Origin of the sequence: Amycolatopsis sp. cmx-4-61 (assembly GCF_046548775.1) — a bacterium.
Taxonomy (GTDB): Bacteria; Actinomycetota; Actinomycetes; order Mycobacteriales; family Pseudonocardiaceae; genus Amycolatopsis.
This window is the reverse complement of sequence record NZ_JAEBEI010000004.1, coordinates 173904-192773: the sequence shown is the minus strand read 5'-3', so window position 1 is coordinate 192773 and position 18870 is coordinate 173904. Positions and strand designations below refer to the sequence as shown.

At 71.0% G+C, this 18870-nt stretch carries 23 protein-coding genes; 6 read left to right on the top strand and 17 right to left on the bottom strand.

Annotated features, from left to right (window positions below; genetic code table 11):
- Positions 1-28 precede the first annotated feature (28 nt).
- Complete coding sequence (locus ACLJOU_RS15695; protein WP_086840754.1) at positions 29-505, top strand: Lrp/AsnC family transcriptional regulator; 477 nt, start codon at positions 29-31, stop codon at positions 503-505.
- Between the two features lie 2 nt (positions 506-507).
- Here ACLJOU_RS15695 and ACLJOU_RS15690 read toward each other — a convergent pair whose 3' ends face one another.
- Positions 508-1032, bottom strand: a complete 525-nt coding sequence (locus tag ACLJOU_RS15690) for an adenylate kinase (protein WP_410567918.1) — start codon at positions 1030-1032, stop codon at positions 508-510.
- On the bottom strand, positions 1016-1480 hold the full coding sequence (locus ACLJOU_RS15685; protein WP_410567916.1) for an Lrp/AsnC family transcriptional regulator: 465 nt from the start codon (positions 1478-1480) through the stop codon (positions 1016-1018). The genes ACLJOU_RS15690 and ACLJOU_RS15685 overlap by 17 nt, the downstream gene beginning before the upstream one ends.
- Before the next feature lie 93 nt (positions 1481-1573).
- On the opposite strand from ACLJOU_RS15685, the gene ACLJOU_RS15680 reads away from it, so the two are divergent.
- Genes ACLJOU_RS15680 through tsaA form a run of 3 tightly spaced genes read left to right on the top strand, consistent with a single transcriptional unit; the run spans position 1574 to position 3242 of the window.
- The gene (locus ACLJOU_RS15680; protein WP_410567914.1) at positions 1574-2413 is read left to right on the top strand and encodes an LLM class flavin-dependent oxidoreductase; all 840 of its coding nucleotides are present in this window, start codon (positions 1574-1576) and stop codon (positions 2411-2413) included.
- The gene (locus ACLJOU_RS15675; protein WP_410567912.1) at positions 2410-2838 is read left to right on the top strand and encodes a nucleoside deaminase; all 429 of its coding nucleotides are present in this window, start codon (positions 2410-2412) and stop codon (positions 2836-2838) included. Before ACLJOU_RS15680 ends, ACLJOU_RS15675 begins: the two co-directional genes overlap by 4 nt.
- Positions 2835-3242, top strand: a complete 408-nt coding sequence (gene tsaA / locus ACLJOU_RS15670) for a tRNA (N6-threonylcarbamoyladenosine(37)-N6)-methyltransferase TrmO (protein WP_410567910.1) — start codon at positions 2835-2837, stop codon at positions 3240-3242. Before ACLJOU_RS15675 ends, tsaA begins: the two co-directional genes overlap by 4 nt.
- A 93-nt stretch (positions 3243-3335) precedes the next feature.
- Here the strand turns inward: tsaA and ACLJOU_RS15665 are convergent, their stop codons facing one another.
- The 10 genes from ACLJOU_RS15665 to nucS form a co-directional block, all read right to left on the bottom strand.
- Positions 3336-5105, bottom strand: a complete 1770-nt coding sequence (locus tag ACLJOU_RS15665) for a 3-hydroxyacyl-CoA dehydrogenase family protein (protein ID WP_410567906.1) — start codon at positions 5103-5105, stop codon at positions 3336-3338.
- A gap of 120 nt (positions 5106-5225) precedes the next feature.
- Entirely contained in the window at positions 5226-5897 is a 672-nt protein-coding gene (dhaM, locus tag ACLJOU_RS15660; RefSeq protein ID WP_410567904.1) for a dihydroxyacetone kinase phosphoryl donor subunit DhaM, read from the bottom strand.
- Positions 5894-6523: a dihydroxyacetone kinase subunit DhaL gene (dhaL, locus tag ACLJOU_RS15655; protein ID WP_410567903.1), complete on the bottom strand. Its 630-nt coding sequence runs from the start codon at positions 6521-6523 to the stop codon at positions 5894-5896. The genes dhaM and dhaL overlap by 4 nt, the downstream gene beginning before the upstream one ends.
- Positions 6523-7524: a dihydroxyacetone kinase subunit DhaK gene (dhaK, locus tag ACLJOU_RS15650; protein ID WP_410567902.1), complete on the bottom strand. Its 1002-nt coding sequence runs from the start codon at positions 7522-7524 to the stop codon at positions 6523-6525. Before dhaK ends, dhaL begins: the two co-directional genes overlap by 1 nt.
- Before the next feature lie 66 nt (positions 7525-7590).
- Positions 7591-8583, bottom strand: coding sequence for a DUF3558 domain-containing protein (locus ACLJOU_RS15645; RefSeq protein WP_410567900.1), 993 nt, complete (start codon positions 8581-8583; stop codon positions 7591-7593).
- Positions 8584-8630: 47 nt separating this feature from the next.
- The gene (locus ACLJOU_RS15640) at positions 8631-8921 is read right to left on the bottom strand and encodes a hypothetical protein (protein WP_410567899.1); all 291 of its coding nucleotides are present in this window, start codon (positions 8919-8921) and stop codon (positions 8631-8633) included.
- Between the two features lie 9 nt (positions 8922-8930).
- Positions 8931-10628: a sodium:solute symporter family protein gene (locus ACLJOU_RS15635; RefSeq protein ID WP_410567897.1), complete on the bottom strand. Its 1698-nt coding sequence runs from the start codon at positions 10626-10628 to the stop codon at positions 8931-8933.
- 198 nt (positions 10629-10826) lie between these two features.
- Positions 10827-11603, bottom strand: a complete 777-nt coding sequence (locus ACLJOU_RS15630) for a hypothetical protein (protein ID WP_410567895.1) — start codon at positions 11601-11603, stop codon at positions 10827-10829.
- A gap of 412 nt (positions 11604-12015) precedes the next feature.
- Positions 12016-12231 (bottom strand): DUF1653 domain-containing protein, encoded by a 216-nt coding sequence (locus tag ACLJOU_RS15625; protein ID WP_410567893.1) that lies wholly within the window; start codon positions 12229-12231, stop codon positions 12016-12018.
- A gap of 1 nt (position 12232) precedes the next feature.
- A complete protein-coding gene (gene nucS / locus ACLJOU_RS15620) occupies positions 12233-12892 on the bottom strand; it encodes an endonuclease NucS (protein ID WP_410567891.1) in 660 nt (219 codons plus the stop codon).
- A gap of 37 nt (positions 12893-12929) precedes the next feature.
- Between nucS and ACLJOU_RS15615 the strand changes: the two genes are divergently transcribed.
- A complete protein-coding gene (locus ACLJOU_RS15615) occupies positions 12930-13475 on the top strand; it encodes an NUDIX domain-containing protein (protein WP_410567890.1) in 546 nt (181 codons plus the stop codon).
- Here the strand turns inward: ACLJOU_RS15615 and ACLJOU_RS15610 are convergent.
- From ACLJOU_RS15610 to ACLJOU_RS15595, 4 genes are all read right to left on the bottom strand, one after another.
- Positions 13447-13911, bottom strand: a complete 465-nt coding sequence (locus ACLJOU_RS15610) for a DUF2867 domain-containing protein (protein ID WP_410567888.1) — start codon at positions 13909-13911, stop codon at positions 13447-13449. The genes ACLJOU_RS15615 and ACLJOU_RS15610 overlap by 29 nt on opposite strands.
- Entirely contained in the window at positions 13908-14408 is a 501-nt protein-coding gene (locus ACLJOU_RS15605; RefSeq protein WP_410567886.1) for a TetR/AcrR family transcriptional regulator, read from the bottom strand. The genes ACLJOU_RS15610 and ACLJOU_RS15605 overlap by 4 nt, the downstream gene beginning before the upstream one ends.
- Positions 14409-14483: 75 nt before the next feature.
- Complete coding sequence (locus tag ACLJOU_RS15600; RefSeq protein ID WP_410567884.1) at positions 14484-15251, bottom strand: enoyl-CoA hydratase-related protein; 768 nt, start codon at positions 15249-15251, stop codon at positions 14484-14486.
- On the bottom strand, positions 15230-16210 hold the full coding sequence (locus tag ACLJOU_RS15595; protein ID WP_410567882.1) for a GlxA family transcriptional regulator: 981 nt from the start codon (positions 16208-16210) through the stop codon (positions 15230-15232). The genes ACLJOU_RS15600 and ACLJOU_RS15595 overlap by 22 nt, the downstream gene beginning before the upstream one ends.
- A 71-nt stretch (positions 16211-16281) precedes the next feature.
- On the opposite strand from ACLJOU_RS15595, the gene ACLJOU_RS15590 reads away from it, so the two are divergent.
- Positions 16282-16824: a cysteine hydrolase family protein gene (locus tag ACLJOU_RS15590; RefSeq protein WP_410567880.1), complete on the top strand. Its 543-nt coding sequence runs from the start codon at positions 16282-16284 to the stop codon at positions 16822-16824.
- Here the strand turns inward: ACLJOU_RS15590 and ACLJOU_RS15585 are convergent.
- Positions 16817-18832, bottom strand: coding sequence for a protein meaA (locus ACLJOU_RS15585; protein WP_410567878.1), 2016 nt, complete (start codon positions 18830-18832; stop codon positions 16817-16819). The genes ACLJOU_RS15590 and ACLJOU_RS15585 overlap by 8 nt on opposite strands.
- Between the last annotated feature and the right edge of the window lie 38 nt (positions 18833-18870).

Here is an 18870-nt window from a genome sequence, read left to right as displayed (position 1 = left end):
GGGCAATGGTCTCGGATATCATTCGGCGATGTCCGCTTCTGTCGAACTGAGTCCGGTCGATCTCGAAATCCTGCGCCTGTTGCAGAACGATGCCCGGATCACCAACAAGGACCTGGCGGCCGCGGTCGGCATCGCGCCGTCGACGTGCCTGGACCGCGTCGCGCGGCTGCGCGACACCGGCGTGATCACCGGCCAGCACGCCTCGGTCGACGCGGCGAAGCTGGGACGGCCGCTGGAGGCGTTCCTGTTCGTCCAGGTCCGCCCGCACCGGCGGCCGCTGGTGGACCCGTTCATCGAGCACCTGCTCTCCCTGCCGGAGGTGCGCGCGGTCTACCACCTGACCGGGCCGGACGACTTCCTCGCGCACGTCGCCACCAGCTCGGCCGGGGAGCTGCAGCGGCTGGTGCTCGACGAACTGACCGCCCGGGACGAGGTCGCCCGCGTCCACACCAACCTGGTGTTCCAGCACTGGAGCGGCGGCCCGCTGCTGCCGCCGGGGGCCTGAGCTCAGAACGTATCGAGCCAGCGGCGGGTCTCGCTCGGGGACGTCAGCCGGACGACGGCCGGGCCGGGTGACTCGGCGGCCCACGCCCGGATGCGGGCCCGCTTGCTCGCGAACGACGTGAAGTGCCAGCGGATGATCGAGTCCGCGGAGAACACCTGCCGGAACGACTCGACGTTGCCGTTGCAGATCCGCCGCCGCGTCACCGCCCGCACGAACGTCCGGCGCACCAAGCGACCCAGCGAAAGCCAGCGCGGGTAGTCGAGGCCCACCACCAGCTGGGTGCGGGGCAGGACGATGTCCTGCCAGTTGCCGTAGACGGCGTCGAGGACCCAGCGCTCCTGCGCGCACACCTCGGCGATCCGGCGGCGCTGTTCCTCGTCGGGGGTGCCGACCCAGCCCGGCTGCCAGCTGATGTCGTCCGCGGAGTGGTAGGGCAGGCCGGTCCGCTCGGCGATCCGCGCGGCGAGCGTCGACTTGCCCGAGCCGGTCACGCCGTAGACGACGATGCGGTCAGGCCTCGAGGTCACGGGCGGGCTCCCACGGTCCGCGGTAGGGCAGGGTCTGGCGGTAGACGAGGTTGGTGGTCGTGCTGCCGAACTGGCACAGCTCGTCCACCGTCCGCTCGAGGTGGGCCATGGAGGCGGCGGCGATCTTGAGCGTGTAGCAGTCGTCGCCGGTGGTGCGCAGGCATTCGAGGATCTCCGGACGCTCGGCGAGCAGCTTGTGCAGCGGCTCGTGCCGGCTGCCCGGGTACTTCAGCCGGACCACGGCGAGCACCGGGTAGCCGACCTTGCCGAGGTCGATTTCCGCGCGGTAGCCGCTGATGACGCCGGCGGCCTCCAGCCGCCGGAGGCGTTCGGTCGCCGCGGACGCGCTGAGGTTCACGCGGCGGCCGAGCTCGGTGAGCGGCAGCCGGGCGTCCCGCTGGAGCTCGGCCAGGATGGCCCAGTCCGTCGGATCGAGACTCTCGGTCATCCGCCGAAGATACCGTGAGATCCACGGCCGGACGGCCCGAACGCCGTGATCGTTCCCTTCCGGATGCCGACCGGACGTCGATAGCCTTTTGCCGTGAAGATCGGCGTGAACGTCCCCAACTTCGGGCCCGGCACGGACCCGGGTGTCCTGCGCGCCTGGGCGCAGACCGTGGAAGGCCTGGGCTACGACCTGCTGATGGTGTCCGACCACGTCGCCATCACGCCGGACGTCGCCGGGCAGTACCCGGCGCCGTTCTACGAGCCGTTCACGACGTTGTCGTGGCTGGCGGGGATCACGCAGCGGGTGCGGCTGGGCACCACGGTCCTGGTGGTGCCGTACCGGCATCCGCTGCTCGTGGCGCGGATGGCGGCGAACCTCGACGAGCTCAGCGGCGGCCGGTTCGTGCTCGGCGCCGGGATCGGCTGGGCGAAGCAGGAGTTCGAGGCGCTGGGGGTGCCGTACGAGCAACGCGGCCGGCTCACCACCGAGCACCTGCGGGCGATCCGGGCCGCGTGGGCCGGGCGCGACGACTACCGCGCGGGCTCGATCCCGCTGTGGCTGGGCGGGCACAGCGACGCCGGGCTGCGCCGGGCGGTGGAGCTCGGTGACGCGTGGCACCCGCTGCGGCTGACGATGGCCGGGTTCCGGGAAACGTGGGGGCGCTTGGAGAAATTGGCGGGTGAGCGGCCGGTGCCCGCCTTCGCGCCGCGGATCCTGCTGCGGGTGACCGCGGCGCCGGTGACCGGGCCGGGCCGGCGAGCCGGCGAAGGCACGCTCGAGCAGGTGCTCGACGACCTGGGTCAGTTGCGGGCACTGGGGGCCGAGACCGTCGTGCTCGACCCGTTCGACTCGGATCCGGCCGAAACGCTGCGCCCGGAGGTGGCGTGGCGAGACCTCGCGGCGGTGGCCGCGTCCTGGAAGGAGAACCGGTGAAGGACACCGAAGAAACCCTGCTGCGACGGGCGATCGAGCTCGCCCGCGAAGCGCGCGAGGAACACGGCAACCCGCCGTTCGGCTCGCTGCTGGCCGACGCCGACGGCAACATCCTGGCCGAGGACCGCAACACGTCGTTGACCGACAACGACATCACGGCCCACCCGGAGCTGAAGCTCGCCCGCTGGGCGGCCCAGCACCTGGACCCGGAAACCGCGGCGGCCACGACGATGTTCACCAGCACGCAGCCGTGCGGGATGTGCGTCGGCGCGATCGAGCGGTCGAGGCTCGGCCGCGTCGTCTACGCGCTGTCGACGGAACAGTTCCTCACCCTGCGCCCGCCGCTCACGTGGGGCGGACCCGAGCTGGAGGGCCCGGCGCTGTTCGACGAGGCTCGTGTGCCGGTCGAGGGCTACTACCAGTGACGAGCTACCACGTGCGGCCGGTGGCCAAGGTGGAGTCGCCGCTCGACCTCGCCACGGCCCCGAAGCAGGGCGACGAGGGCGCACCACCGGCCCGCGTGGTGTTCGAACCGGAGTTCCACGCCGCCGCCGCGGACCTCCGGCCGGGCGACCGCCTGGTGCTCCTGACCTGGCTGCACGAAGCAGACCGCGATGTCCGGGCCGTCCACCCCCGCGGCGACCGGAACCGCCCGAGCACCGGGGTGTTCTCGACGCGCGCACCGGACCGCCCGAACCCGATCGGCCTGCACACGGTCACCGTGACGGCGGTTGAGAACGGCACGCTCACGGTCACCGGCCTGGAGGCCATCGACGGCACGCCGGTCCTGGACGTGAAGCCGGTCCTCGGCGAGGTGGCCGACCGCTGACCGACCTCGTCGAGGTGTCACACCGGGGCCGGATCATGGTGCAGCCCGAAGATGCCCGGAACGGGAAGGTCGCGCTGAGCCTGGGCCACTGACTCAGTAGTCCTTGAAGCCCTTCCCGGTCTTCCGGCCCAGCCTCCCCGCGGTCACGAGGTGCTCCAGCAGTGGCGCCGGTGCGAAGCCTTCCTCGCGGAACTCGTTGTACAGCGTCCGCTGGATGGCCAGTGACACGTCCAGGCCCACGACGTCCAGCAGTTCGAACGGACCCATCGGCAGGCCGCAGCCGACCTTCATCGCCGTGTCGATGTCGTCCGCGCCCGCGTAGTGGGCCTCCAGCATCTTCACCGCGTCGTTGAGGTACGGGAACAGCAACGCGTTGACGATGAAACCCGCTCGGTCGCCGCAGTGCACCGCGTGCTTGCCCACCGCCGCGCAGACCGCGCTCGCCGTGGCCACCACGTCCGGGGCGGTCGCGATCGTCGACACGACCTCGACCAGCTTCATCACCGGGGCGGGGTTGAAGAAGTGGAGGCCGACCACGTCGGCCGGGCGGGACGTCGAGGCCGCGCACTCGATCACCGGGAGCGAGGACGTTGTCGTCGCCAGGACCGCGCCGGGGCGGACCACCTCGTCGAGGGCCGCGAACACCGCCTGCTTCACCGGCAGCTCCTCGGCCACGGCCTCGACGACCAGGTCGACGTCGGCCAGGGCCGCGAAGTCGGTGACGGGGGTGATGCGGGCCAGCGCCGCCGTGGCGTCCTCATCGGACAGTTTGCCCTTGACCACCGCCTTGTCGAGCGACTTCTTGACTCGAGCCACCGACGCCTGCGCCTTCTCCAGGCTCCGGGCGCGCAGCACGACGTCGAGGCCGCGCTTGGCGAACACCTCCGCGATGCCGGTGGCCATGGTCCCGGTGCCGACCACCCCGACCTTCGCCACCGGTCGCGGCGAAACCGAGTCCACAGTGGACGCAGGCGCCGTGGCCGCGACCACCGTGGGCGAATCCGGGGCGTCATAGGTGTAGAAGCCGCGGCCGGTCTTGCGGCCGAGCAGACCCGCCGTGATCATCTGCTTGAGCAGGGGCGCGGGCGCGTGCAGGCGGTTGCGGGACTGGTGGTACATCGTGTCGAGGATTTCGTTCGCGGTGTCCAGCCCGATCAGGTCGAGCAGCGCGAGCGGACCCATCGGGTAGCCGCAGCCGAGGCGCATGGCGGCGTCCAGGTCCTCGCGCGTGGCGTAGCGCTGCTCGTACATGCGCACCGCGTGGTTGAGGTAGCCGAACAGCAGGGCGTTGGCGATGAACCCGGCCCGGTCGCCGATCACCACCGGCACCTTGCCCAGGCGCTCGGCGAACTCGACGGCTTCGGCGACCACCTCCGGCTCGGTCACCACCGTCTTGACGATCTCGACGAGCTTCTGCACCGGCGCCGGGTTGAAGAAGTGCATGCCGACGACCTTGCCGGGACGCGCGGTGTGCACGCCGATCTCGGTGATCGACAGCGACGACGTGTTGGACGCGAAGACCACTTCGGGCCGGGTGATCTTGTCCAGCTCGGCGAAGACCTCCGCCTTCAGCTCGAGGCTCTCCGGAATGGCCTCGATCACCAAGTCCACTTCGGACAGGTCCGACAACGACGTGCGGTAGCCGATCCGGCCGAGCAGCGCCTCGCGGCCGGCCGCGTCCAGCTTGCCGCCGGAGAGCGCCCGTTCGGTGGAGTGCTCGAGGTGGCCGCGGCCGCGGGCGACGCCGGCTTCGTCGAGCTCGACCGTGACGACGTCGAGCCCGCTGCGCGCGAGCACTTCGGCGATGCCGGCCCCCATGGTGCCCAGGCCGACCACTCCGACCGTCGAGATGTCCCGCGCCATCGAGGCCTCCAGAGATGTTACTCGCTGGTAATTGGCCTCGATAGTGCCACGCGATGCGCCCGGAAGCCCAGACGGAATCGAGTCAGTACCGCTCAAGTCACCCGGTCGGCGACGCCGGCTTCACTCGCCGAAATTGCCGTCCACCAGCTCTTTCACCCTCTCCAGCGCGGCGGACGCCTGCGGCCCGCGCGCCCGCACGCGGATCCGGTCACCTTGGCGGGCGCCGAGCGACATGAGGGCCAGGACGCTGTGCCCGTCGGCCTCCTGGTCGCCGAGCCGTACGGTCACTTCGGCGTCGAACGCGCTGAGCGCCCGCACGAGCACCGCGGCCGGCCGCGCGTGCAGGCCGACGTCGTTCCGCAGTTCCAGCTCGATTCCGGCGGCGTCGCCGGCGGGGTCGGCAGGGGCCAGGTCCTCGGGCATGCCGGCCGCCGCGGCGGCTTCCGCCACCGCCTTGCGGTCCCGGCCGGCCTGCGCGGCGACGGCCGCCGCGATCGCGCCCTCGACCAGCGGGCCGTCCACGACCACCGCGGCCGAGGGGTCGGCCAGGGACTCGATCGCGAGTTCGGCCGTCATCTGCGCGCTGCCGAGGTCGTAGAGCAGCACGACGCCGTCGCCGCGGTCGGCGCGCTGGGCGGCGGCGACGACCTCGTCGTAGTCCGTGCCGATCGAGCCGTCGGGAAGGCCGCCGGCCGGCACGATGGTGACGTCCGGTGCCATCTGGGCGGCCAGCTCGGCCAGGCCTTCGGCGAGCTTGGCACTGTGCGAGACGAGCACGATTCCCACGCTCACCGGGCGGCCTCCGCGAACGCCCGCAGCAGCAGCGCCGACGACCGGGCGCCGGGATCCACGTGTCCCACGGCGCGCTCGCCGAGGTAGGACGCCCGGCCCTTGCGGGGTACGAGGTCCACTGTGGACTCCGCACCGGTGTCGGCCGCGTCGGCCGCCGCCGTGAGCACCGCGGCGAGGTCGCCGCCGTCACCTGCCGCCTTCTCGGCGGCCGCCACCGCGGGGATGAGGGCGTCGACCATGGTCGCGTCGCCGGCCACGGCCTTGCCGCGGGCCTGGACGCCTTCGAGGCCGGCGCGCAGCGCGTCCAGCAACGCCGGGACGTCGAGGTGCTCACCAGCACCCAGCTTGGCCGAGGCCCGCAGGAAAGCCGTGCCGTACAACGGCCCCGCGGCCCCGCCGACCTTCGAAATCAACGTCGTCGCCACCAGCTTCAGCACCCCGCCGGGGGTGTCCGGCACCGCGGAATCGAGCGCCGCGACGACGGCCGTGAAGCCGCGGTTGAGGTTCTCGCCGTGGTCGCCGTCGCCGATCGCGCGGTCGAGGTCGATCAGCTCCACCCGGTGCTCGGCGACCACCGCCGCGGCGGCGCGCACCGCCGCCGCGACACCCTCGGCCGTGCAGGCCATCAGAGCCCCCACCGCAGGGCCGCGGTGTTGACCGGGGCGTCCCACAGCTCGGTCAGCTCGTCGTCCAGTTTGAGCAACGTCAGACTCATCCCCTGCATCTCGAGGCTGGTGATGTACGGGCCGACCAGCCGGCGTTCGACCACGATCCCACGGTCGGCCAGCAGCCGCTCGGCGATGCCGTGGGCCAGGTAGAGCTCGACGAGCGGGGTGCCGCCCATCGAGTTGGTGAACAGCAGCACGCGGTCACCGGAGGCGAACGGCAGGTCCGAAACGACCGCCTCGACCATCCTGGCCACCAGCGCGTCGGCCGATTCGGCGGGGATCCGCTCGCGGCCGGGCTCGCCGTGGATGCCGATGCCGAACTCGACCTCGTCCTCGCCGAGCTCGAAGCTGGGGGTGCCGGCGTGCGGCACGGTCGGCGCGGTGAGCGCGACGCCGATCGACCGGACCTGGCCGATCACCTTCTGCGCCAGCGCGGTGACGGCGTCGAGCGAGTCGCCGCGCTCGGCGGCGGCGCCGGTGATCTTCTCCAGCAGCACCGTGCCGCCGACCCCGCGGCGGCCCGCGGTGTAGGTCGAGTCCTTGACCGCGACGTCGTCGTCGATCACGACGCTGCGCACCTCGAGGCCCTCGGCGGCGGCCAGCTCGGCGGCCGTCTCGAAGTTGAGCACGTCGCCGGTGTAGTTCTTCACGATCAGCAGCGCGCCCGCGTCGCCGGTGGTGGCGGTGACCGCGGCCTGCACCGCGTCCGGCGTCGGCGAGGTGAACACCGCACCGGGCACCGCGGCGGTGAGCATGCCGGGACCGACGAAGCCGCCGTGCAGCGGCTCGTGCCCGGAGCCGCCACCGGAGATGACGGCGACCTTGCCCGTGACCGGGGCGTCGGCTCTGACCACGACGTCCGGGTCGTACTGGACGCGGAGGACGTCGGCGTGCGCGGCGGCAAGCCCCCGCAGCGACTCGGCGACCACGTTCGCCGGATCGTTGATGATCTTCTTCACGGCAGCCTCCGGCACATCGGCGGGTGGGTGTCCCCTTCCTACCTCTCCGCGCGGCCCGCCGCCAGATCAGGGTTTGGGGAGCTTGGTGACCACGTTCTTCGCGACGGTCACCGCCTTGCCGCACGGATCGGTGTCGTTGTCGTCGTAGCCCTGGTAGTCCACCTGGGCCAGTTCGACGTCGTCGCCCTGCCAAGGCCGGTGCTGCCACTGGACCTTGCACCGGGCCGAACCCCCGGTCTGCGGCTTCTGGAAGCCGGTGACGCCGTTGCCGAGGTCCACCTTGGAATAACCGTCGCCGACGAGCGGGGGCAGGCCCGGGAGGAACCCGACCGTCACGGACGGGCCGCGGTCCCGCCACTCGCACGAGTGCAGGCCCGACGGCGCCGGTTTCGCCGACGGCACGGCGGTGGTCACCACCGCGGCGTCGGCCATCGCGCACGGGTCGGCGGTCAGCACCGTCCCGGCGGGCGTCGAATACTTCTCCGGGGCGTTGTGCACCTTCTGGACGACGGCCTCGACCAGTGCCTGTCCGGGACGGCAGGGATCGCTCGCGTAGACCACCGACACCTCGAGCGCCATGTCCGGGTTCAGCGCCGTCATCGCGGCGACGGTGCAGTCGGTGTCGCCGGTCTTGTTGACGCGCAGCGGCAGCCCGCCGACGACGCCGGCCGTCTTGTCGGCGCGCGGCACCACGGTGCTGCCGATCTGGAGTTCGAGCCGGAGCTCCTTGCCGCCCGGGTCCTTCACCTTGTTGCGGCAGGTGTCGAAGGCGATCGAGGACGGCGACGGGTCGTTTTCGACGGTGCCCAGCCCCAGCCCGCCGAGCGCGTCCTTGGTCAGGAACTGGCACGGCTGGATGGTGCGGAGCACGACGGCCGCGACGGCGGCGTCGGTGATCGGGCCGTCGGCGACCTGGCCGGTGCCGGCCGCCGCCGGCACCGTCGTCCGGGCGAAGTTGGACTTGCCGAGGTCCGGCCCGCACGCCGTCAGCGACAAAGTGAGGGCCGTGACCAGCAGGAACAGCTTCGGAAGACGGCGGTGCCGAACGTCTGGGAACACGCGATGCACGGTAGCGGCACCTGCGCGCCGCTGTCCGGACAACCCGGCTATTCGCCCGCCACCGCGGGTGTGTCGCCGGTCTCCGTCTCGGTGTCCGCCGGCACGACGAGCGGGCGGATCACGGCCCAGAGAATGAACAGCGCGGCGACCACCAGCATGCCGATCCCGGCCCACAGGTTGATGTTGACGTCGGCCGCCTTCTTGATCTCCTCGTCGGAGGTGAACCAGAGGCCCATGACGGTGAGGATGATGCCGTAGACGCCGATCAGCAGGGCGATGATCAGCCGGATGTCGAAGGTGCCTGCCTTGTGTGCGCGCGGCTGCGACTCGGTAGCCATTCCGACCTCCTAGAAGATGGCGTTCAGGGCGATGGTCAGGACGAGCACGATGCCGGCGAGCAGGCCCGGCTTGCGGTACCAGCCCGCGTTTTCACCGGTCGAGTCGTGCTGGCGGGTTTCCTTCGGCGTGAGCGAGTAGACCAGGCCGACCAGCTCCTCGTCCGGCTTCGGCTTGGTCACCAGCGAGACGACGACGCTCACCACGATGTCGACCACGAAGGCGACGCCGGCGGCCACGAAGCTGGTGCCCTGACCCTCCAGGCCGATCACGCCCTTCTGGGACAGGCCCCAGATCGTGATCGCGGAGGCCGTACCCAACACCAGGCCACTCCAGCCGGCGTGCGGCGTCATCCGCTTCCAGAACATGCCAAGGATGAACGTCGCGAACAGCGGCGCGTTGAAGAAGGAGAACAGGTCCTGCAGGTAGTTCAGGATGTTGCCGGAGTTCGACGCGATGAACGCGGTGCCGATCGCGAGGATCGTGCCGGCCGAGGTCACCACGCGGCCCAGGTTCAGGTAGTAGCCGTCCGGCTTGTCCTTCTTCACGTACGTCTGCCAGATGTCGTACGTGAAGACGGTGTTGAACGAGCTCAGGTTCGCCGCCATGCCGGCCATGAAGGACGCGAGCAGACCGGCGATGGCGATGCCGAGCATGCCGTTCGGCAGCAGGTCGCGCATCAGCAGCAGGAGCGCGTTGTTGAAGGTGACGCCGCTTGCGGCCTTGCCCCCGTCGAGCAGCACCTGCTTGTCCTTGACGTACTCGGACACGCTGACCGCGGCGATCATGCCGGGGATGATCACGATGAACGGGACGAACATCTTCGGGAACGCGCCGATGATCGGCGTGCGCCGCGCGGCCGACATGCTCTTCGACGCCATCGCCCGCTGGACTTCGACGAAGTTCGTCGTCCAGTAGCCGAAGGAGAGCACGAACCCGAGACCGAAGACGATGCCCAGCACCGAAAGCAGGCTGTTGCCGAAGCCGGTCAGGTTGTCACCGGGCCACGAGTGCAGCTGCGCGGTGCCGCCGGGGCTGTTGGTCACCTTGTCGACCAGGCCCTGCCAGCCGCCGACCTTGACCAGGCCGATGATCGTCAGCGGCACCAGCGCGATGACGATGACGAAGAACTGCAGGACCTCGTTGTAGATCGCGGCGGAAAGGCCGCCGAGCGCGGTGTAGGAGAGCACGATCGCGGCGGCGACGATGATCGACACCCACAGCGGCCAGCCCAGCAGCAGGTTCACCACGCTGGCCAGCAGGAAGAGGTTCGCGCCTGCGATCAGGATCTGCGCGGCGGCGAAGCTGATGCCGTTGACCAGGTGGGCCGGCTTGCCGAAGCGCCGCCGCATGAACTCGGGGACGCTGCGGACCTTCGAGCCGTAGTAGAAGGGCATCATCACGATGCCGAGGAACAGCATCGCCGGGATGGCGCCGATCCAGAAGTAGTGCACGGTCGGCAGGCCGTACTGGGCGCCGTTGGCCGACATGCCCATGACCTCGACCGCGCCGAGGTTCGCCGAGATGAACGCCAGGCCGGTGACCCAGGCGGGCAGCGACCGGCCCGACAGGAAGAAGTCGAGGCTGCTCGACACCTGCCGCCGCGCCAGGTACCCGATGCCGAGCACGAGCACGAAGTAGAACGCCAACTCGATGTAGTCGATCGCGCTCGCGTCGAGTCGCAGGTTCGCATCGGCTAGGACGAGCACCCGACCCACCTCCGGCAGTTCCTCTTCGAACAGGACAAGATCCGACAGGAATCACCACCGTCCTGTCGGATCCGGACAGTACTGCATGGATTCAGGGTCGGCACGCTGACCTGTCCACAATGGTCAGAAGGCGCGTCTCCCCCGGCTCTCACCAGGGGAAACGCGCCTTCGTCCCATGCGCCGCGGGAGCGGCCGGGATCAGCGATCGGTCGGTACGGCGACCTCGCCGTCCTCGCCGATCAGGTGGGCCAGCACTTCGTCGGGCAGGTAGGTCCGGTGCGGGTAACCCGGGCCCCAGGAATTGAGGATCGGGACGGCGCCGAGTTCGTCGGCCCGCGGGTTGGCGAGCACGGCGTGCACGTCGTCGACCGACTTCGCCCAGCGGAACGCCTTGATGCCCTGCTTGGCCTCGGGCGTGTACTTCTCCCGGGCCTGCCAGTCGTCGGCGGCGTAGGAGTCGTCCCACAGGACGTGCCCGCTGTCCTTGAGCACCTCGGCCGCGGCGCGGACCGACGTGCCGTTCTCGTCGCCGGGGTTGGTCGCGGGCCACTCGTCGCGCAGCTTGGCCGCGTCCCAGAGCCAGCGGGCCGCGTACTCGCTGCCGTTGAAGATCGACATGCACCGCGACCAGCCGAAGCCGACGCAGGCGCCTTCGTGGCCCTGGTCGTAGAACGCGTACCAGGCGTCGGTGTCCGGGGTGCCGCCCGGCTCGAGGCAGACGCAGTGGCCGCCGCGGATGTGGCCCAGTTTCTTGACGCCGGCCTTCGCGACGAAGAACTCGCCGGACGTCTCGTCCTGTTCCGGCTGGTCGAACGCCGAGTACCAGTTGACCCCGATCACGACCGGCGAGCGGGTGGGCCGGTCCTCGTCGGCCAGCGCGCCGAGCGGATACCTTTCCACGTGCCGCCAGTCGTCCGGAATGAACCGGCCCAGGCGCGGGTCGGCCGGATCGGAACCCAGTGGGCGATAACGCATGACTCCTCCTCCGTGCAGGCGAAAAATGCGCGCACGCCGGCCGGATGGCATGCACACCACGAGCTCGAAGGCGGACTGAACCGTTGGTACGACGAAGAAGAAACGGCCGAGCGCACCACCCTCCGGCCACGCCGGACGCACCGGCGGAACCCCTCGATCCGAGTGTCGCACGGCGACCGGGAATGAGATCCCGAGCTCACCCGAACAGCGCAAGAATGGCGGTGGAAAAGTATCCGCTCACCGCGCACGCGCCTATCGGGTTGACGATTTCCTGGCGGAGTCACAATGCGCGAATCAGATACCTCGATTTCCGCATCGATTCGGTATCGGCCCCGAGACCACCCCTTCGGGCGACCGGAAGGTCAATTTTTCAACGGCCGGCCGGGCGACCGGCCCGCTGCGCGAACCGAGGTCAGTTCGCCACGCGCCGGAACCGCGGCACGCGCCCACCGGCCGTCTCGACCGGCTCGGCGAACATCGCCTTCGGGCGCACCCACAGCCCGCGCTCGCCGTAGAGCGCCCGGTAGACCACGAGCTCCTCTTCGGTCTCGCTGTGCCGGGCGACGCCGATCACCTCGTACTCGCCGCCCTTGTGGTGGACGTAGCGGCCCGGCTCCACGTCGGACACGTCAGAAGAGCCGGAACTCGTCGGACTCGATGCCGCGGAGCTCGTCGTAGTCGAGCGTGAGGCAGCGGATGCCGCGGTCCTCGGCCAGCGTGCGGGCCTGGGGCTTGATGATCTGGGCCGCGAACACGCCCTGCACCGGCGCCAGGAGCGGGTCGCGGTTGAGCAGCTCCAGGTAGCGCGTCAGCTGCTCGACGCCGTCGATTTCGCCGCGGCGCTTGATTTCGACCGCCACCGACCGGCCGTCGGCGTCGCGGGCCATGATGTCGACCGGGCCGATCGCCGTCGGGAATTCGCGGCGGACCAGCGTGTAGCCGTCGCCGAGGGTCTTGATGTGCTCGGCCAGCAGTTCCTGCAGGTGCGCCTCGACGCCGTCCTTCTGCAGGCCCGGCTCCGCGCCCAGGGCCTGGGCGTGGTCGTGGAAGACCTCGTCGATCGAGATCACCAGCTTCTCGCCCTGCTTGTTCTCGACGATCCAGAGCTTGCCGTCCTCGATCAGCCAGCACGGCGGGCTCATCCAGTTCAACGGCTTGTACGCACGGTCGTCGGAGTGCACCGACACCGAGCCGTCGGACTTGACGAGCAACAGGCGGGTGGCCATCGGCAGGTGGGCGGTCAGCCGGCCGGCGTAGTCGACCTGGCACCGCGCGATCACGAGACGCACCCGAGGAGGGTAGGACAGGGTCGGTGATACTGGGCGCGTGGACCCCATTCAGCGTGTCGCGTCCCGCGAGGTGTACCGGAACAACTGGATGACGGTGCGGGAGGATGAGATCCGCCGCCCCGACGGCTCGGCGGGTATCTACGGCGTGATCGACAAGCCGGACTACGCCCTGGTCGTCGCCCAGGACGGCGACCGGTTCCGGCTGGTCGAGCAGTTCCGCTACCCGCTGGGCGAACGGCGCTGGGAGTTCCCGCAGGGCACCGCGCCGGAGCTCGCGGACGTGCCGCCGGCCGAACTCGCCGTGCGGGAGCTGCGCGAAGAGACCGGGTTGCGGGCCGGCTCGATGGTGCCGCTCGGCAAGCTCGACGTCGCCGCCGGCATGAGCAGCCAGCGCGGCTGGGTGTTCCTCGCCACGGACATCAGCGAGGGCGAGCCGGAACGCGAACTCGAGGAGCAGGACATGCGCAGCGCGTGGTTCGCGCGCGCCGACGTCGACAAGATGATCCTCGCCGGCGAGATCACCGACGCCCAGTCGATCGCCGCGTGGGCCCAGCTCATGCTCTTCGAGCGGCACCGGCCTTGAGCATCCCCCGGATCACCAGGTGGTGGAACGGCTTGATCAGCGCGAAGTAGGCCGGCCCGACACGGTTGTGGAAGTGCACGAGCGTGCCCAGCCGGAACCCGCGGGGCACCGCTTCGACCGTCAGGTACCCGGTCAGGTGACTGTCGTCGACGCCCGCGACGAGGTAACGCTCGGGGTCGCCGGCCCGGACGGTGAAGAACGCGACCCGGTCGCCGGGCGCGAACCCGATGTCCTCGGGCCGGAGCCGGCCGGTCCGCGGCACCGAAGCGGTCTCCAGCCGCAGCGCCTTCGCGAGCAGGTACCGGGCGCCGAACAGGGCCTTGACCCAGGCCGGCGACCAGCCGAACACGCCGGCGACGAACTCGCGCAGGGTGTTCTCGCTCGCGATCTCCTTGAACTCGACGTAGTCCGCACCTTCGGCGAACGGTTCGGTCATTTGCTTCTCCCCAGTACTAGTTCGAGCGCGCTCCGGAGCCGGCGGCCGGACAGCGGTGGCACGACCTGCCCGGCCCCGACGACGACCAGGTAGAGCGCCTGACCGAGCCCGGCGTCGCCGCAGAGCTCGGTGAGGTAGTCGGTGCGGGTGCGGTCGATGCGTTCCTGGACCGTGCGGGCCTCGGCGTCCTGCAGGGCCCAGGCCCGGACGGCGATCTCGAGCTCGGGGCCGGGTCCCGGCGCGAGCACGAGGTCCATGAGCGCGCGCAGGCGGTCACCTTGCGCCTGCTCGGCCAGCTCCACGAACCGCGTCGTGCGTTCGGCTTCGAAGTGCTCCAGCAGCGCCGTGCGGTAGCCGCTCATGCCCTTGAAGTGGTGGTAGAACGAGCCCTTCGACAGCCCGAGGCGGTCGGCGAGCCGCTCGATGGTCACCGACGGCGCCCCCTGTTCGGCCAGCAGCACCAGCCCCGCTTCCAGCCAGTCCCGATTGCTCGCCATGGCCATACCATACCGTATGGTATGGCCGCCTGGCCGCGAAAAGCCGCACTTCGCTCAGGGAAGTGCGGCTCGGGGTCAGTCGGGCCAGGAGGGCTTGCGCTTCTCCAGGAACGCCGCCATGCCTTCGCGGGCCCCGGGCAGCTGCGACGCCGCGGCCATGACCTCCAGGGCGATCGCGTACGCGTCGGCTTCCGGCCGGTCGAGCTGGGCGTACAGCGTCACCTTGCCCATCGCTTTGCTCGCGCGGCTGCCGCGCGTCGCCCGGGCCAGCAAGTCCGCGACGGCGTCGTCGAGCTGCTCGTCGGGGACTACCCGGTTGACCAGGCCCCAGTCGAGTGCCGTCGCCGCGTCGATGACGTCGCCGGTCAGCGCCAGCTCCATCAGGCGCTTGCGGCCGATGGAGCGCGCCACCGGGACCGCCGGCGTGTGGCAGAACCAGCCGCCCTTGCCGCCCGGCAGCGCGAAGCCGGCCGACTCGGCCGCCACGGCCAGGTCGCACGACGCCACCAGCTGGCAGCCCGCCGCGGTGGCCAGGCCGTGCACCCGCGCGATCACCACCTGCGGGATCGACTGCATGGTCTTCATCAGGTCCGTGCACAGCGCGAGCAGCTCGCGCACGCCCATCAGGTCACGCGCGGCGACGTCGGCGAAGTCGTGCCCGGCGGAGAACACCGGGCCGTCGCCGGCCAGCACGACGCCGGTCGCGTCGGTCGTCCCCGCCTCGCGGAACGCGGCGAGCAGCTCGGCGAGGTGCTCCGCGGACAGCGAGTTGCGCCGCGCCGCGCGGTTCATGGTGATCGTGACGGTGTCGCCGTCCCGCTTCACGAGAAGGTGCTGGTACATGCCCCGACGGTAGCCGCTCGGAAGGTGCGCCGGTAGCTGTCCGGCCCGACGCCGACTTCGGCGCGCATCCGCCGCCGCAGGTTGGCCGCCGTCCCCAGCCCGGAGCGCTCGGCCACGCGCTCGACCGGCAGGGACGTCGTCTCCAGCAGGCGCTGCGCGTACCGGACGCGCTGGACGCGCAGCCAGCGCCCCGGTGTCACGCCGGTGGCCGCGGCGAACTCGCGGTGGAACGTCCGCTCGCTCATCCGCGCGTGGCCCACCAGGTCCTCGACGCCGATCCCGGAGCCGAGGCGGGCCAGCGCCCAGTCCATTGTGGACGCCATGCCGGGCTGGGCCGCCGACGGCGGCCGGGGGTGGTCGACGTACTGGCGCTGCCCGCCTTCGCGCGCCGGGGGCATCACCAGCCGGCGGGCGAGCGCGGCGGCGACGTCGGCGCCGTGGTCGCGGCGGACCAGGTACAGGCAGAGGTCGAGGCCGCCGACGACCCCCGCGGACGTGAGCACACCGCCGTCGTCGGTGTAGAGCACGTCACGCTGCAGGTCCGCCCGCGGCGCAACGCGGGCGAGGGCGTCCAGATCGCGCCAGTGCGTGGTCGCCGGGCGGCCGTCGAGCAGGCCGGCGGCGGCGAGGGTGAACGCGCCGGAGCACAACCCGGCGACGGTCGCCCCGGCCCGGTGCGCCCGCCGCAGCCCCGTGACCGCCGCCGCGGGCACCGGCGCGAGGGGGTCGTCACGGCCCGGCGCCAGCACGAGGTCGCAGCCGTCGAGGCCGGCCAGCCCGTGCGTGGCCGCGACGTCGCCGAACGGCGACACGGCCGTGCGGACGCGGCCCGCGCTGCACAGCCGCACGGTGAACGGGCCGATCCCGCTGTCGGTGCGGTCCTGGCCCCAGACCTCGCCGATCACCGCGAGGTCGAACATCCGGGTGCCCGGCAGCAGGAGGACGCCGATGGTGCGCATGGCAGGAAAGTACCGCATCGCGCGTCTTCTGCCACTCCCCTCCGCCGCCGGTGGGCGTGAAACTCGACGCCATGACCGAAACGGCACTGATCCTGATCGACGTCCAGCGCGGGTTCGACGACCCGGAGTTCTGGGGCCCGCGCAACAACCCCGGCGCCGAAGCCAACATCAAGGCGTTGCTCGACGCCTGGCAGGAGCGGCGGCTCCCGATGGTGCTCGTGCACCACGACTCGCCCAAGCCGGACTCGCCGCTGCGGCCGGGTCAGCCGGGCAACGACTTCAAGCCCGAGCTCGACGGCGCCCGGCCGGACCTCGTCTTCGGCAAGCAGGTCAACTCGGCGTTCCTCGGTGACGTCGACCTCGACGCGTGGCTGCGCAAGCGCGGGATCACGAGCATCGTCGTGGCGGGGATCCAGACGAACTTCTGCTGCGAGACGACCGCCCGGATGGGCGGGAACCTCGGCTACGACGTGACGTTCGCCCTCGACGCCACGTTCACCTTCGACCTCCCGGAAGTGAGCGCGGACGAGCTGTACCGCGTCACGGCGGCGAACCTGGCCAACCAGTTCGCCACCGTGAAATCCACAAAGGACGTCCTGGCCGGGCTCAGCTGAGCCCGGTGCGCTCCCGGACCAGCGAAACGATGCCGTCCATGATCCCGGTGAGCTCGTAGTCCTTCGGCGTGAACACCCGGGCGATGCCGCGTTCGGCCAGCAGCGCGGCGTCGTCCGGCGGGATGATCCCGCCGACGATCACCGGCACGTCGCCCGCCCCCGCGGCCCGCAGGCCGTCGACGACGTGCGGGACCACTTCGAGGTGCGAGCCGGAGAGCACGGAGAGCCCGACGACGTGCACGCCTTCCTGCACCGCGGCCGCGACGATCTGCTCGGGCGTCAGCCGGATGCCCTGGTAGACGACCTCGAAGCCGACGTCGCGCGCCCGGACGGCGACCTGCTCGGCGCCGTTGGAGTGCCCGTCGAGGCCGGGCTTGCCGACCAGGATCCGCAGCCGCTCGCCCAGCTCCGCCTCGGTCTCCCGCACCCGCGCGCGGACGCGCTCGATCTCCGGGTCGCCGCCGCCGCTCGCCGCGGCGGAAACGCCGGTGGGCGCCCGGTATTCGCCGAACACCTCGCGCAGCGCGCCGGCCCACTCGCCGGTGGTCACGCCGGCCCGCGCACAGTCCACAGTGGCCTCGAAGAGGTTTTCCGTCGTCTGCGCGCGCTCCCGCAGCGCGGCCAGCGTCCGCTCGACGGCCTCGTTGTCGCGCCGGCCCCGCCAGTCCTCGAGCGCCGCGACGGCGTCCTTCTCGACCTCCGGGTCGATCGTCTCGATCGCCTTCGCGCCCTCGGCCTGCAGCGGCGACGGCTCGGTCGTCTCGAACTTGTTGACACCGACCAGGACCCGCTCGCCGTTCTCCATCTCGCGGCGGTACTCGGCCAGCGAAGCGACCAGCTGCGACTTCATGTAGCCGCTCTCGACCGCAGCGACCGCGCCGCCGAGGTCCTGCACCCGGGCGATCTCCTCGCGGGCGCCCGCCATGATCTCGTCGACCTTGGCCTGGATGACGTGCGAGCCGTCGAAGATGTCCTCGTACTCCAGCAGGTCGGTCTCGAAAGCGAGCACCTGCTGCATCCGCAGCGCCCACTGCTGGTCCCACGGCCGCGGCAGGCCGAGGGCCTCGTTCCACGCCGGCAGCTGGATCGCGCGGGCGCGGGCGCCGCGGGAGAGCGACACCGCGAGCATCTCCAGCACGATCCGCTGGACGTTGTTCTCCGGTTGCGCCTCGGTCAGCCCGAGCGAGTTGACCTGCACGCCGTAGCGCAGCCGGCGGGCCTTGGGATCCGTTACGCCGTAACGGTCCCGCGTGAGCTCGTCCCAGAGCGCGGTGAACGCGCGCATCTTGGCCATCTCCTCGACGAACCGGACGCCGGCGTTGACGAAGAAGGAGATCCGCGCGACGACCTTGACCATGTCGGCCGCGTCGACCTGGCCCGAGTCGCGGACGGCGTCGAGCACGGCGATCGCGGTGCACAGCGCGTACGCGACCTCCTGCGTCGGGGTCGCCCCGGCTTCCTGCAGGTGGTAGCTGCAGATGTTGATCGGGTTCCACTTCGGCACGTGGTGCACGGTCCAGGCGATCACGTCGGTGATCAGCCGCAGGCTGGGCCCGGGCGGGAAGATGTAGGTCCCGCGGGACAGGTACTCCTTGATGATGTCGTTCTGCGTGGTGCCGGTGAGCTTCGCGAGGACTTCGTCGACGTCCCGGCCCTCGGCTTCGGCCTGCTCGCGCGCCACGGAGACGTACAGCGCGAGCAGCCACATGGCCGGCGCGTTGATGGTCATCGACGTGTTCGCTTCGGCGAGCGGGATGCCGTCGAAGAGCCGCCGCATGTCGCCGATGTGCGACACCGGCACGCCGACCTTGCCGACCTCGCCGCGGGAGAGCTGGTGGTCGGGGTCGTAGCCGGTCTGGGTGGGCAGGTCGAAGGCGACCGAAAGGCCGGTCTGCCCCTTCGCGAGGTTGCGCCGGTAGAGCTCGTTCGACGCGGCCGCGGAGGAGTGCCCCGCGTAGGTCCGCATCACCCACGGTCGGTCTCGCTCGCGGTCCGTTGGGTACGGCACTGGGCACCTCCGGCGGTGGACGTTTCGTCGAGTGTACC

Bases quoted from the DNA above. Each gene is read 5' to 3' on its own strand.
- ACLJOU_RS15695 (WP_086840754.1), top strand. From the start codon at position 29: ATGTCCGCTTCTGTCGAACTGAGTCCGGTCGATCTCGAAATCCTGCGC.
- ACLJOU_RS15685 (WP_410567916.1), bottom strand. From the start codon at position 1,480: ATGACCGAGAGTCTCGATCCGACGGACTGGGCCATCCTGGCCGAGCTC.
- ACLJOU_RS15665 (WP_410567906.1), bottom strand. From the start codon at position 5,105: ATGGCGCGGGACATCTCGACGGTCGGAGTGGTCGGCCTGGGCACCATG.
- dhaL (WP_410567903.1), bottom strand. From the start codon at position 6,523: ATGGCCTGCACGGCCGAGGGTGTCGCGGCGGCGGTGCGCGCCGCCGCG.
- ACLJOU_RS15640 (WP_410567899.1), bottom strand. From the start codon at position 8,921: ATGGCTACCGAGTCGCAGCCGCGCGCACACAAGGCAGGCACCTTCGAC.
- ACLJOU_RS15630 (WP_410567895.1), bottom strand. From the start codon at position 11,603: ATGCGTTATCGCCCACTGGGTTCCGATCCGGCCGACCCGCGCCTGGGC.
- ACLJOU_RS15610 (WP_410567888.1), bottom strand. From the start codon at position 13,911: ATGACCGAACCGTTCGCCGAAGGTGCGGACTACGTCGAGTTCAAGGAG.
- ACLJOU_RS15605 (WP_410567886.1), bottom strand. From the start codon at position 14,408: ATGGCGAGCAATCGGGACTGGCTGGAAGCGGGGCTGGTGCTGCTGGCC.
- ACLJOU_RS15600 (WP_410567884.1), bottom strand. From the start codon at position 15,251: ATGTACCAGCACCTTCTCGTGAAGCGGGACGGCGACACCGTCACGATC.
- ACLJOU_RS15595 (WP_410567882.1), bottom strand. From the start codon at position 16,210: ATGCGCACCATCGGCGTCCTCCTGCTGCCGGGCACCCGGATGTTCGAC.
- ACLJOU_RS15590 (WP_410567880.1), top strand. From the start codon at position 16,282: ATGACCGAAACGGCACTGATCCTGATCGACGTCCAGCGCGGGTTCGAC.